Here is a 12,662-nt window from a genome sequence, read left to right as displayed (position 1 = left end):
GTCTTTTAAATTATTTAAAAGTGTAACAAATTTTGTTGGCTTGTACAAGCACAAGCCACTCTGTCAGCTTGAGTTTTTGAATAATAAAATTCAATTCCGTTATTCAATTTCGAAGAATTGAATAATACATCTCGTTTTCGTTATTCAATCTCCCATTATTGAATAGCAAATTCTAATTTCTTTATCCAATTTTATCAATTTTAAGACTCATTTTCTTCATTTTATTCCTTTTAGCCTGTTATTGAACAATGAATTCCAATTCTTTTATTCAATTACTCGTTATTGAATAATGGATCCTGATTTCATTATCCAATTTTTGGTTATTGAATAACGGATTCTAATTTCTTTATCCAATTTTACCGATAACGACTGACACATTTTCCAATATAATCTTTCGTTACTTATATGAAATTATGGCTTAGCTGTTGTCTCTAAATCATGTAGAAAGAGGCCGCTTAACAATTTAGGCTCAAACCAAGTAGATTTAGGCGGCATAATTTCTTGAGCGTCCGCCACTTCTAAGAGATCCTGCATTTTTGTTGGATACATAGAAAACGCCACTGTTCTTTTTTTCTCATCAACCAGTTCTTCCAATTTTTGAGGACCATAAATACCACCTACAAAGTCAATTCGCTGATCACTTCTTACGTCTTGAATATTAAAAATAGGAGCAATCAATAGATCTTGCAACAAAGACACATCTAATTTAGCGACTGGATCTGTTAGTATTTTATCTTCTTTTACTTGCAAACTATACCAAGTTCCTTCTAAATACATGCACATTTTCGCAGCGTTATCAGGTCTTTTTTCATTGGTTTCTTCTAGCACAAAATTCTCTTTTAACTGTGCAAAGAAATCTTCCGGTATCTTCACATCCAATACACGATTATATTCTTTAATCAACAACTCATCTTCCGGAAATAAAATTGATAAGAAATAGTCACTTTCCATGCTATTTGTCTGTTCTTCTCTTTTTTCCAAACCAATTTTTACGGCTGATTCTGTTCGATGATGACCGTCTGCGATGTATAAAGCATCTAATGCAGTAAATGCTTCTTCTAATTGTTGAATAACTGTTTTATCATCAAGCAACCAAACCTTATGTTCTACCTCATAGTAACTAGTAAAATCATAAATAGCTTCATGTGTCTTCTGCCAATTTTGGATCAATTGTTGAATCTCTTGGTTTTTTCGATAACTAAGAAAAATAGGACTTGTATTGGCATCACAGCTACGTATGTGATTCATCCGATCGATTTCTTTTTCATGGCGAGTATACTCATGTTTTTTAATATTTGCGGCGCTATAATCATCAATCGACGTACAAGCAACTAAACCGGTCTGACTTCTGCCATTCATCGTTAATTGGTATAAATAGTAATGATCTTGTATGTCTTTTTTTAACCAACCCTTTTGCAAAAATGCGGTTAGATTAGCCGCAGCCTTTTGATAAACTTGTGCATCATAAGGAGAAATACTTTGGGATAAATCAATTTCAGCCTTATCAATATGAAAGTAACTATAAGGATTCCCTTCTGCCAAATCACGAGCTTGCCAAGAGTCTACTACATCATAAGGCAGTTCAGCGACTTTATCAGCTAAGCTAGCTTTGGGACGAATCGCTCGAAATGGACGTACAACAACCATATCTAATAAGGAACCTCCTCTTTTTTAATAACCCGAACGCGAATAATATCATCGGTTTCTCTTAATTTTTCTACGACATTGGCAATTTTATTTTCATCGCTTTCGTCAATGTCCACTAAAGTATAAGCATAATCATCACGCCCACGATTAATCATATTATCAATATTAATTTCAAAATCTGCGATAACTGCTGAAATCTGCCCTAACATATTCGGCACATTTCGATTAATTACAGTGATACGATAGGGGGAATGAAAAGCCATGTCAACCGTAGGAAAATTTACTGAACGTTTAATAACTCCTGTCTCAATAAACCTTTTCAAAGTACGCACAGCAATTTTTGCGCTATTGGTTTCTGCCTCAGCCGTTGATGCACCTAGATGAGGAAGCACTGTAATACGCTTTTGATGAAGCAGCTGTTCATCGGCAAAATCTGTTGTAAAACCAGCCAATTCATCAGCGTCGATAGCTTCTACTACCGCATGATTATCGACAATTTCAGCCCGCGCAAAATTAAACAACTGCGCCGAATTTTTCATCATAGCAATTTCTTTTTGTCCAATTAAGTGGTGGGTCTTTTCTTGTAAAGGAACATGAACTGTAATAAAGTCACAACTAGTAAAAATTTCGCTGATATCTTTAGCACGATGAACGCGTCGAGAAATACTCCAAGCTGTATCCACCGAAACATAAGGGTCATAGCCCATGACTTCCATACCTAAACGATAAGCGTCATTAGCCACCATAGCGCCAATTGATCCTAGTCCGATGACACCTAGCTTCTTTCCTTCCAATTCATGTCCGGCAAATTGCTTTTTGTGCGCTTCAGCTTGTTCTGCTATATCGGACCCTGTTAGTTGCTGCAGCCAGTTAATTCCACGTACTACCGGTCGTACACTAAGCAATAAACTCACCAGAACTAATTCTTTTACAGCATTGGCATTGGCGCCAGGCGTGTTAAAAACTACAACCCCTTGTTCTGTACATAAATCAACCGGAATATTATTAACGCCTGTACCTGCCCGTGCTATAGCTAAAACCGAATCAGGCAAATCAGAGCTTTCTAATTTTTTACTACGTAAGATGATACCTTCGGGGTGTTGATTTTCATTAATGGCGTATTTTTCTTTTTCTAAGCGTGCCATGCCTTCTGGGGCAATTGCGTTAAAAGTCGTTATTTGATGCATAGGCTAATCTCCTCCGTGTGCTTTTTCAAATTCTTCCATAAAATCTACCAATCTTTTTACGCCTGTAAGCGGAAAAGCGTTGTAAAGACTTGCTCGCATACCGCCAACTGAACGGTGACCTTTTAAATTTTCAAACCCTTGTCTTTGAGCAGCGTTAATAAATTCTTGGTTCAATTGATCACTAGCTGTCAAAAATGGAATATTGGTCAGTGAACGATCCTTTTTATTTACAGGGCTTTGAAACAGATTTGAACGGTCAATAGCATCATACAATAATCCGGATTTTTGTTGATTGTATTTTACCATTTGCAAAATACCACCTAAATCCTGTAACCATTCAAAAACGAGTTTGGCCATGTAAATACTAAAGGTTGGCGGTGTGTTATACATCGAATGACTATCTGCTTGCACACGATAATCTAGCATGGGCGCAAAAAGCGGTTGTTCGTTTAATAAATCATCTCGTATGATAACAACAGTAAGACCCGCTGGACCGATATTTTTTTGCGCACCTGCATAAATAATGCCAAAGTCTTTAACCTGATAATTGTTTGATAAAATATTGGACGACATATCCGCTACAAGAGGCACCCGACCTGTGTCAGGGATTTCTTGATAACTGATTCCACCAATCGTTTCATTCGTTGTAATATGCAGATAAGCGGCGTCTTGATCAATTTGATCTTTTGTTATTTGTGGGATATAGGTAAAATTTTTATCTTTACTGCTTGCAATCACTTTTGTATTAACTGAAGGAATCGCCTGAGCTGCCGCAATTGCTTTTTTGGCCCACGAGCCTGTATTCACATAAAGTGCCTTTTTATTTTGTGCTAGATTTAAAGGAACAGATGAAAATTGCAGACTAGCGCCTCCCTGCAAAAATAAAACATGGTAATTTTCTGGTATATCCATTAATTTTCTCAGTAAATGCTCAGCTTCAGTAATAATATCTTCAAATAAGGAGGAACGATGACTCAACTCCATTACTGACATGCCACTACCTTGATAATCTAAAAGTTCTTCTTGTGCTTTTTTTAGTACTGGACCAGGCAAGACTGCAGGGCCAGCTGAAAAGTTATAAATTGTCACGTTTGACACTCCTTTTTTATGGCAAGATGTTTGATTTATTATAGCAGAGTTCACAAGCTTTAAAAAGGAACTGTTTTATCGATTCTGAAAATTCTAATAATTTTTTAATGAAGTATCTAATTGTTTTCACAGATTTTTTGATTCGATATACTTTTTACTTTACCTGTCGTAGTAATCCATTTATAATTACTGCAATAGATAAAGTAATCCAAGGAGAATGGCGATGATATCAAGTGATAGTATTCGCGGATATAATGATGTGATCATTTTATCCATTTTGAACGAAGGCGATTCTTACGGCTATGAAGTGTCTAAAGAAATCCGTACTCGAACCAATGAATTATATATGATCAAGGAAACAACGCTTTATTCTGCCTTTACTCGTTTAGAAAAGCAAAAATTTATTCGGTCCTATCCAGGGGACTTAACTCATGGAAAAAAAAGAACCTATTATACGATCACAACGGATGGAAAAGAAGTTCTCGCCGCAAAAAAACAAGAATGGCAGGAAGCAAAACGAGTTGTAGATGAATTTCTTACAAGGGGGCCCAACCATGAATACCATTAGAAATTATTTGGATAGTCTATTTTTAAATGTTCCAAAAACAGCAGAAACACAAAAAGCAAAAAAGGATTTACTATCCACCATGGAAGACCATTACTATGAACTAATTGAAGAAGGGAAAAATGAAAATGAAGCCATTGGTACAGTCATTAACGAATTCGGCTCTATTGACGAGCTTTTAGCTGAACTCGAGCTGGAAAAAAAAGATTCCTCTGAACAAGACACTGAATTTTTTGACGCTATAGATATCGAAGAAGCTTTTGACTTCTGGGCAACTGTTCGCCGTTTTGCTTTCTCTGTATCTTCTGGGATTTTGTTATTCTGCTTAGCGTTGTCTACTGTGGTTTTTTCTGATAACGGATCAATTATCGCTGCCTTACCCATTGTTTTTTTCTTTATCTTTATTGCATTGGGGGTAGGACTCATTGTTCCTGCGGGAATGAAGTATTCCAAAACATTTGAAACTCTGGAAGATCGTCCTTTAACACAAGAAACACAAAAAGAAGCTCGTACTCAGGTGAAAAATTATGAAAAAAGTTTTCGTTCTGGGTTATCTTTGGGTATTGGTCTTTGTATCTTGGCCATTCCTTCTATTGTTTTCTTTTCAGAATTCCTTCATCTTGATACTGTTGGTGTCTCCACCTTTTTTGGTATAGCAGGTATTGGCGTATTTTTAATCGTTTATACAAGCATTATTTATAATGGCTTTAAAAAAATGACAAAAAGTCATTATTTTATTTCTGACGAAGACGAACCCGGCCCCAGAGCTACCGAAGAAACTTATGGTAAAAACGCACCTTTTATCAACTTTTTCCGTAGAATCTATTGGCCATGTATTGTAGTGATTTATTTTCTAGGGTCTAGTATTACTGGGGGCTGGAGTTACAGCTGGCTTATTTTTGTTATCGCAGGGCCTATTTACAGCTTTGTCATGGAACAAGGAGCAAGGAATAAAAATGAGGAGCAGTAATTGCCCCTCTTTTTTTTTAATTTGTATCTAATTTTTCCTGTCTTGCCAATGCTAAACAACCAAAGATCCCAGCATCATCTTTCAAGAATGGCGTCACAATGTAATTTTCTAGCTTTGGTGTTTCCACATAATTTTTTAACAAGCGCTCAAAAGCCTGGTGCACTTTTTCCACCATGTGTTGCTGTTTCATCACACCGCCACCAAAAATAATCACATCTGGCGAAAACATCAAAGTTGTATTGTAGGCGCATTGGGCAATATAGTCCGCTTCAATTGTCCAAATTGGATCATCTTCCGGGATATCTTGGCCTTTCCGACCAGCACGTTGCTCAATTGCAGGACCAGCAGCCATCCCTTCTAAACAATTCCCATGGAAGGGACAATTGCCGGCAAAAGCATCTTTTGGATGAGGAACCACTAGCATATGTCCCATTTCTGGGTGGCTAAAGCCTTCCACAAAACGTCCCTCCTGTAATGCGCCACCACCAACGCCAGTGCCGATGGTGTAATAAATAACGTTAGACTGATCTTTTCCATTACCAAAAACATATTCCCCGTATGCCGCAGCATTTACATCGGTTGTCCAAGCAATTGGAATATCAAAAACTTTTTTTAAAGTTCCGACAAAATCAAAATTTTGCCAAGCCAACTTAGGTGTAGATGTAATATAACCATAGGTTTTTGAATCTTTATGAATATCAATAGGACCAAATGAACCAACACCAATAGCAGCTAAATCCTCTTTATAGGGCTCAAAAAAATCAACAACCGCTTGCATAGTCTCTTCTGGTATGGTTGTTGGAAAACTAGCGCGTTTTTTTATTGTTAGTGTTTCATCGCTGATTGCACAAACAAATTTTGTCCCCCCAGCTTCAATAGCTCCGTATAACATTTATCTTCTCTCCTTTAAATTTTTACTTATTCTTCTTTAGTATAAATGTAAAGCCTATCTTTTACATCCCTTTTCTATAATTTTTTACGTTAATTCTTTGTTTTCACTTGTGTCATCATTTATGTTTCGCTAATCTAAATTTATTGTTGCAATATATTTTCAATGATTGTCAAACGCATGACAATAATTTTTAAAAATTGAAAACAACATTTCTGTTTACAGTATTACTTCATTGTTATACGTTTGACATAATTTTCGAAATACGCTATCTTTAAGCTAAGAAAATTAGCTATTAAAAAAGGAGTTAATACAATGAATCTTATTAACGAGTGGACAAGAAAATTACGCTATCATCCTTATGAAAAATGGGGGAAAGATTATCGAGATCAATTAAACAAAACTGTTAATCAATCGATTTGGCGTTTAGATTACCATATTCAACCAGTTACTGGTTTATTAAATGATCCAAACGGTTTTACTTTCTTTAATGGCAAGTGGCACTTGTTTTACCAATTTTATCCTTTTGGTCCTGTGCATGGTTTGAAATCCTGGTTTCATCTAACTTCAGCCAATTTAGTGGACTGGAAAGAAGAAGGCATCCGTCTTTTACCTGATAGTTTGTATGATAGTCACGGCGTGTATTCTGGTTCTGCTTTAGCTATTGATGATCAACTGCTTCTTGCTTATACTGGAAACGTCCGTAACGCTGATTGGGAACGCTCTACTTATCAACTAGGGGCTTATATGGATAAAAAACACCAAATCAACAAAATGGAGACTCCTCTTGTCTCGGGCCCTCCTAAAGGATATACAACAAATTTTCGTGATCCGCAAGTTATTTTTTACCAAGATCACTATTTAATGATCATTGGAGCCCAAACAACAGAAGAAAAAGGAGAAGTTCTTCTTTATAAAAGTAAGGATTTAAAAGATTGGCAATTTTTGGGGCCTTTAAACTTCACTCAACAATCTTTAGGCTTTATGGTGGAATGTCCTAATCTAATTTTTATTGATCAACAAGCTGTTTTGATTTTTTGTCCGCAAGGGCTAGATAAAAATGAATTATCTTATCAAAATATTTATCCCAATACTTACGTCATTGGACAATCATTTGATGAAAGGAATAGAACGATCGAGCATACGAGTCCTATCCATAATTTAGACAGTGGCTTTGACCTTTATGCTACACAAGCCTTTAATGCACCAGATGGTAGAGCATTAAGTATCAGTTGGATCGGTCTTCCTGAACTGTCTTATCCAACAGATCAAGAAGGGTGGGCGCATTGTTTAAGTATCGTCAAAGAACTGAAAATAAAAGATGGGCAGCTTTTGCAACAACCCGTCGCTGAACAAAAAAATTTACGTTATAAAAAGACTGCACTTCTGGGTGATATACAAAATACCCAAAATTTAATGGCAAATAATGAAACAAACCGTTATGAATTAAATCTTAATTTGCAAGAAGATAGCCGTGGCAGCTTATATTTATTTGCCAATAGCGATAATAGCCACTATTTAGCCCTTCATTTTGATGCAGTTCATGGTAAAATAGAGTTGGACCGTAAGCAACTTCGTTATCCGTTGAATAAAGGTTTTGGCCAAACACGGGACGTTACTTTAGAAAATCACCAGTCGATTGACTTACAAATTTTTGCTGATCAATCCGTCTGTGAAATTTTTGTTAATCAGGGACGTTACGTTTTCACTACGCGTGTCTTTCCTGAAACCCATGACACAGGAATCTTTCTTGCAGGAACAACAGGAGCGTATACAGGAGATTTCTGGACTTTACGGTCTGCGCGGTAAAAAAATAAGGAGAATTTTCTTATGACAGTAAAGCTTACAGATGTTGCCAAAGTTGCAGGTGTTTCGCCTACAACCGTTTCACGAGTCATCAATCACTATGGCTCTTTAAGCCAAAAAACTATCGATAAAGTTCATGCAGCCATGGAAGAATTGAATTATCAACCTAACTCTCTTGCGCGTTCTTTACAGGGAAAGCAAGCGCAGTTGATTGGATTAATTTTTCCCACAGTGGCTAATCCTTTCTTTGGCGAACTTGTTGAGCAATTGGAAACAAAATTTTTCGAACGCGGCTATAAATCAATTTTATGTAATAGTGCAAATAACAAAGAAAAAGAACGGAATTATTTAAATATGCTGATGGCAAACAAAGTAGACGGGATCGTTGCAGGAGCACACAATCTTGGTATTAAAGAATACCAGCAAATGGACCTGCCTATTGTCTCTTTTGATCGTCTATTAGCTGAAGGGATTCCAATTGTTGGTAGCGATAATTATCATGGCGGATATGCAGCGACTGAAAATCTTTTCTTTCACGGCGCACAAAATATCGCGATTATCACAGGAAGCAATGCTTCTGACTCGCCGACTAACGATCGCTTGCAAGGGTATTTGGATTTTGTTCAAGAAAAAAACTTAACTGCAAAAGTCTTTCGTTTCGAATCTTTTGAACATACATTAACGCTAAAAAATATGCGTATCCAAGAGATTCTTAAACAAGAGGCAATTGATGGCCTTGTTTGTACAGATGATTTAACAGCACTTTTAGTTATTGACAATTGTCAGCAATTAGATATCAAAATACCGGAACAGTTAAAAATTATTGGCTACGATGGCACACAGTTTATTCAAAATTATTACTCGCAATTAACTACAGTAGAACAGCCTATCGGTGAATTGTCGGATTTATTGGTCGATTTATTATTACAAAGGATCACACAGCCAGATAAAAAACTAGCGCCTCGTTACACCTTACCTACTAAAGTATTACAAGGGAAAACCTCATAGTAAAAACGCATTTGTTTTGACCATTTATTTAGTCAGACAAATGCGTTTTTATTCTTATGAACCACCGCTATTTGCAGCAGCTTCATCTGCTTTTACACAATCAATCGCAATCACAAGAGATAAGACCAAACGTTCCATCGACTCATCAAGGATTGTGAGCTCGTAAGTATCGCCCCAAGAAAACCAACGTTTTGTAATTTCTGCCATATTTTTCCCTTGAGCAAAAACAGTAAAATCCATATCCCACCAATTTCCTTGGATTTCAATCTCCTGGGCGGAAATCGTATAGCGAGATTTTAAAAAGGTTAATTCTTTTTTCAGTGTAATCATTTCACTACCGTCTACTTCAACGAAAAATTTTGGTAACAAAGCGAACGTTTTCTTCGTAATTCTTCCAATTTCGTGTTGATGATCGTCATAAATTAAAAAATGTTTAGGTAATTTGAAAAAACTACCTTCTACAAAGTAACAAGGATGTTCGTTTTCATCAGTCACAGTAAAACTTTCCCCTATACTAAATACCTTTTGCTTAATATATAATTTTTTCATCAGCTTCTCCTTATTAGAGACCTTCTTCACCTAATTCGCCTGTATTAATCACGGGTTGTGTGCCATTATCTGTGATAATGGAAACCAATAGATTATTAATCAATTGCACTTTACGATCATCAGTAAACTGGATATCTTGTCCTTTTTCAATCTGCTCTAGAGCCATTTGTGTCATAGAAACCGCACCTTCAACAATTGTTTGTCTTGCTGAAAGAATTGCTCTAGCTTGTTGTCTTTGTAACATCGCACTAGCAATTTCTGTCGAATAGGCTAAATGATTTAATCGTGTTTCGACGACCTCAACACCAGCAACTTCCAAGCGATCTTGCAGCTCTTTAGTCAGCTCTTGGGAAACACGGCTAGTATCTCCGCGTAAAGTAACATCATTTTCTCCAAAAGTATCATAAGGATATTGAGAAGCAATATGACGAATCGCTGTTTCACTTTGAATTTCAACAAAATCTTGGTAATGATCCACATCAAATAATGCTTTTGCCGTATCAACAACTCTAAAAACGATCACTGCTGAAATTTCAATAGGATTGCCATCTAAATCATTAACCTTCAAACGAGCACTATTAAAGTTACGAACTTTCAATGAAACATTTATTTTTTGCGTCAAAGGTGTCGTGATAAATAATCCATTGGATTTGATCGTTCCTAAATATTTGCCAAAAAATAAAATGGCTTTTGCTTGATTAGGCCCCACAATTGTTAGTGAACTAATAAATAATATAGCAATAATCAAAATCACAATACTTGAAATGATTTCAAAAACACTCTCATTGGTAACGCCAAGAAAGAATACGTAAGCTCCTAATAAGAGTACAATAAACAACACTAATAATCCAAAATAACCATTAACATGAAATGTCTTTTTTTCTTTCACTAATAACTCCTCCTTCTTTTTTCCTATCGTAACTTAAAGTAACAAGAATGCCAAATTCAATTTATTTTTTCACTAAAAAAGCCTAAAAAACTACCGAAATAGCTCTTTAGGCAAATTAAATCTTTATACTTTTGCTTCTTCTTTAAAGTTTTCTAAACGAGCACGCCAATCTTCATTGGAGATATTATGTCTTTTTACATAAAGATTATCTTCACTTGCTGCACATTCATAGCTACAACCACCTGCGTGTTTTGCCTGGTTTTCTTCAGAAGCAAGAATTTGACGGTTGCATGCCGGGTTAGCACAGTTCATATAGCGTTCACAAGGTGTACCGTCAAACCAGTCTTTCCCTATAACTTGTTTGTCTACATCATTGATTTCAACGCTGATACGTTCATCAAACACATACATTTTCCCATCCCACATTTCTCCTTGGGTATTAGGATCTTTGCCGTAAGTTGCGATACCGCCATGTAATTGACCCACTTCTTTTACACCTTCACGTAAAAGCCAACCAGAGAATTTTTCGCAGCGAATACCACCTGTACAATAAGTGACCACTTTTTTATCCATGAATTTTTCTTTGTTATCACGAATCCATTGTGGCAATTCACGGAAAGTACGAATATCCGGTCTTACTGCACCACGAAAATGGCCTAGATCATATTCATAATCATTGCGTGCATCAAGAACGATAGTATCTTCGTCTTCTAAAGCTTCTTTAAATTCAGCAGGCTCTAAATGTTTTCCAGTCAGTTCATTTGGATCTACATCATCATTCAAATGTAGTGACACAAGTTCATTACGAGCTCTTACATGCATCTTTTTAAATGCATGCTCTTTTGCTTCATCTATTTTAAATTCAGTATCTTTAAAGCGAGGATCTGCGTGCATATGTTCTATGTAAGCATTCGTTGCTTCAACCGTTCCAGAAACTGTACCATTGATTCCTTCAGCAGCTACTAAAATTCGACCCTTTAAACCAAGCTCATTACAAAAAGCCAAATGTTGTTTAGCAAAGCCTTCTGGGTCATCAACTGGCGTATAATTATAATAAAGTAATACTCGATAATCCATTCTTATATATCCTCCTTCAATTTTCACAAACATATTATAGGAAAAAGAGTAGAAAAAAACGAAATTTACGCTTGTGAATCGTAAACAATCCCGTCATGTTTTGTTAAAAAAACAATCTTTTATTAAATAGTAAATTTTTATTGCGTTTTTCTATTAGTAGTATATCATAATATCTTCTTTTATAAATGATTAACAAAAAAATCAGTCACTTGGTCCATTGTAGGAACTTTAACCATATGCCGTTCATTCGCCGCACGAAAAGTAATCTCAGGGCCTAAGTTGTTTCTAACAAAACGGTCTGTTTGCACAAATTGGACTTTTTCATCATGAATCCCATGCCAGAAAAACAGGGGTCTCTTTTTGATTTCATCATAGTGTAAAGCTAAATCATAGTAAGGAATCCAGCTTGTTAAATTCTCATAATCTTGCGGCACTGAAATCTTGCGCTTTTTAAAAGATTCTTCTAATTGCTTACGATAATCAATTAAAGAAGGCGAGCCCATAACACACGCTGCTACATCAATTTCTGGATGCTGAGTTAATAAAGCACAAGTCGTCATACCGCCCATCGAAACACCGCCTACACCTAGCCTCCCATTGTCCAAACCCAATTGAGTAAAATAATCAACAATCGATTCAAACTCAAATAAGTTCGTATAGATACTTTGCAAAAAAGTTAGTGAAGGAACTTGTGACATAGGAGCCTCACGTTCTCCATGATTTTGAGCATCTGGTAATACTACTCGAAATCCTTGTTGAGCTAACTTTCTTCCTTGCGTTAATACCAATTCCTTGGACGTTTGCCAACCATGATAATAGACAATTAACGGCAGTGGCGTATACAACTGATCTTGGTCAACGACTTCCAATACCGGAATTATTCCTATTTTTCTTTTACGAACCGCTAATTTCATTAACGTCACCTGGTTTCTTTCTTCATTAAAAAAAGCAGTCATTGCTTTTTATTATTATACAAGCAATGGCTG

The 12,662-nt window shown here is 36.2% G+C and carries 12 protein-coding genes; 4 read left to right on the top strand and 8 right to left on the bottom strand.

Going from position 1 to position 12,662, the window contains the following annotated elements; genetic code table 11:
* Positions 1-411: 411 nt before the first annotated feature.
* The 3 genes from AC806_RS01405 to serC are packed head-to-tail and all read right to left on the bottom strand — an operon-like array spanning position 412 to position 3,923.
* Positions 412-1,647: a DUF1015 domain-containing protein gene (locus tag AC806_RS01405; protein WP_069028594.1), complete on the bottom strand. Its 1,236-nt coding sequence runs from the start codon at positions 1,645-1,647 to the stop codon at positions 412-414.
* Between the two features lie 2 nt (positions 1,648-1,649).
* Positions 1,650-2,834, bottom strand: coding sequence for a phosphoglycerate dehydrogenase (locus tag AC806_RS01400; RefSeq protein ID WP_069028593.1), 1,185 nt, complete (start codon positions 2,832-2,834; stop codon positions 1,650-1,652).
* A 3-nt stretch (positions 2,835-2,837) separates the two neighbouring features.
* On the bottom strand, positions 2,838-3,923 hold the full coding sequence (serC, locus tag AC806_RS01395; RefSeq protein ID WP_069028592.1) for a 3-phosphoserine/phosphohydroxythreonine transaminase: 1,086 nt from the start codon (positions 3,921-3,923) through the stop codon (positions 2,838-2,840).
* Positions 3,924-4,146: 223 nt separating this feature from the next.
* Between serC and AC806_RS01390 the strand changes: the two genes are divergently transcribed.
* Complete coding sequence (locus tag AC806_RS01390; protein WP_061840168.1) at positions 4,147-4,491, top strand: PadR family transcriptional regulator; 345 nt, start codon at positions 4,147-4,149, stop codon at positions 4,489-4,491.
* Positions 4,478-5,458: a permease prefix domain 1-containing protein gene (locus tag AC806_RS01385; protein ID WP_061840169.1), complete on the top strand. Its 981-nt coding sequence runs from the start codon at positions 4,478-4,480 to the stop codon at positions 5,456-5,458. The genes AC806_RS01390 and AC806_RS01385 overlap by 14 nt, the downstream gene beginning before the upstream one ends.
* 16 nt (positions 5,459-5,474) lie before the next feature.
* Here the strand turns inward: AC806_RS01385 and scrK are convergent, their stop codons facing one another.
* Entirely contained in the window at positions 5,475-6,350 is an 876-nt protein-coding gene (gene scrK, locus AC806_RS01380) for a fructokinase ScrK (protein WP_014123697.1), read from the bottom strand.
* 312 nt (positions 6,351-6,662) lie between these two features.
* On the opposite strand from scrK, the gene AC806_RS01375 reads away from it, so the two are divergent.
* Both AC806_RS01375 and AC806_RS01370 read left to right on the top strand, forming a co-directional pair.
* Positions 6,663-8,156 carry a sucrose-6-phosphate hydrolase gene (locus tag AC806_RS01375; protein ID WP_069028591.1) on the top strand — a complete coding sequence of 498 codons (1,494 nt, stop codon included), beginning with the start codon at positions 6,663-6,665 and terminating at the stop codon, positions 8,154-8,156.
* 21 nt (positions 8,157-8,177) lie between these two features.
* On the top strand, positions 8,178-9,161 hold the full coding sequence (locus tag AC806_RS01370; RefSeq protein ID WP_069028590.1) for a LacI family DNA-binding transcriptional regulator: 984 nt from the start codon (positions 8,178-8,180) through the stop codon (positions 9,159-9,161).
* Between the two features lie 54 nt (positions 9,162-9,215).
* Here the strand turns inward: AC806_RS01370 and AC806_RS01365 are convergent, their stop codons facing one another.
* From AC806_RS01365 to AC806_RS01350, 4 genes are all read right to left on the bottom strand, one after another.
* Entirely contained in the window at positions 9,216-9,710 is a 495-nt protein-coding gene (locus tag AC806_RS01365; protein WP_014123694.1) for an LURP-one-related/scramblase family protein, read from the bottom strand.
* A 13-nt stretch (positions 9,711-9,723) separates the two neighbouring features.
* Positions 9,724-10,599 (bottom strand): SPFH domain-containing protein, encoded by an 876-nt coding sequence (locus AC806_RS01360; RefSeq protein WP_069028589.1) that lies wholly within the window; start codon positions 10,597-10,599, stop codon positions 9,724-9,726.
* Positions 10,600-10,722: 123 nt separating this feature from the next.
* Complete coding sequence (gene trhO, locus AC806_RS01355) at positions 10,723-11,676, bottom strand: oxygen-dependent tRNA uridine(34) hydroxylase TrhO (protein WP_069028588.1); 954 nt, start codon at positions 11,674-11,676, stop codon at positions 10,723-10,725.
* A gap of 179 nt (positions 11,677-11,855) precedes the next feature.
* Positions 11,856-12,590 carry an alpha/beta fold hydrolase gene (locus AC806_RS01350; RefSeq protein WP_069028587.1) on the bottom strand — a complete coding sequence of 245 codons (735 nt, stop codon included), beginning with the start codon at positions 12,588-12,590 and terminating at the stop codon, positions 11,856-11,858.
* Positions 12,591-12,662 lie beyond the last annotated feature (72 nt).

Origin of the sequence: Tetragenococcus halophilus (assembly GCF_001712815.1) — a bacterium.
GTDB lineage: Bacteria > Bacillota > Bacilli > Lactobacillales > Enterococcaceae > Tetragenococcus > Tetragenococcus halophilus.
Note: the sequence above shows the minus strand (reverse complement) of the source record. Positions and strands in the feature narration are given on the sequence as shown.

Coding starts and splice junctions, on each gene's coding strand:
- AC806_RS01405 (WP_069028594.1), bottom strand. CDS start 1,647: ATGGTTGTTGTACGTCCATTTCGAGCGATTCGTCCCAAAGCTAGCTTA.
- AC806_RS01400 (WP_069028593.1), bottom strand. CDS start 2,834: ATGCATCAAATAACGACTTTTAACGCAATTGCCCCAGAAGGCATGGCA.
- AC806_RS01390 (WP_061840168.1), top strand. CDS start 4,147: ATGATATCAAGTGATAGTATTCGCGGATATAATGATGTGATCATTTTA.
- AC806_RS01385 (WP_061840169.1), top strand. CDS start 4,478: ATGAATACCATTAGAAATTATTTGGATAGTCTATTTTTAAATGTTCCA.
- scrK (WP_014123697.1), bottom strand. CDS start 6,350: ATGTTATACGGAGCTATTGAAGCTGGGGGGACAAAATTTGTTTGTGCA.
- AC806_RS01375 (WP_069028591.1), top strand. CDS start 6,663: ATGAATCTTATTAACGAGTGGACAAGAAAATTACGCTATCATCCTTAT.
- AC806_RS01370 (WP_069028590.1), top strand. CDS start 8,178: ATGACAGTAAAGCTTACAGATGTTGCCAAAGTTGCAGGTGTTTCGCCT.
- AC806_RS01365 (WP_014123694.1), bottom strand. CDS start 9,710: ATGAAAAAATTATATATTAAGCAAAAGGTATTTAGTATAGGGGAAAGT.
- trhO (WP_069028588.1), bottom strand. CDS start 11,676: ATGGATTATCGAGTATTACTTTATTATAATTATACGCCAGTTGATGAC.
- AC806_RS01350 (WP_069028587.1), bottom strand. CDS start 12,590: ATGAAATTAGCGGTTCGTAAAAGAAAAATAGGAATAATTCCGGTATTG.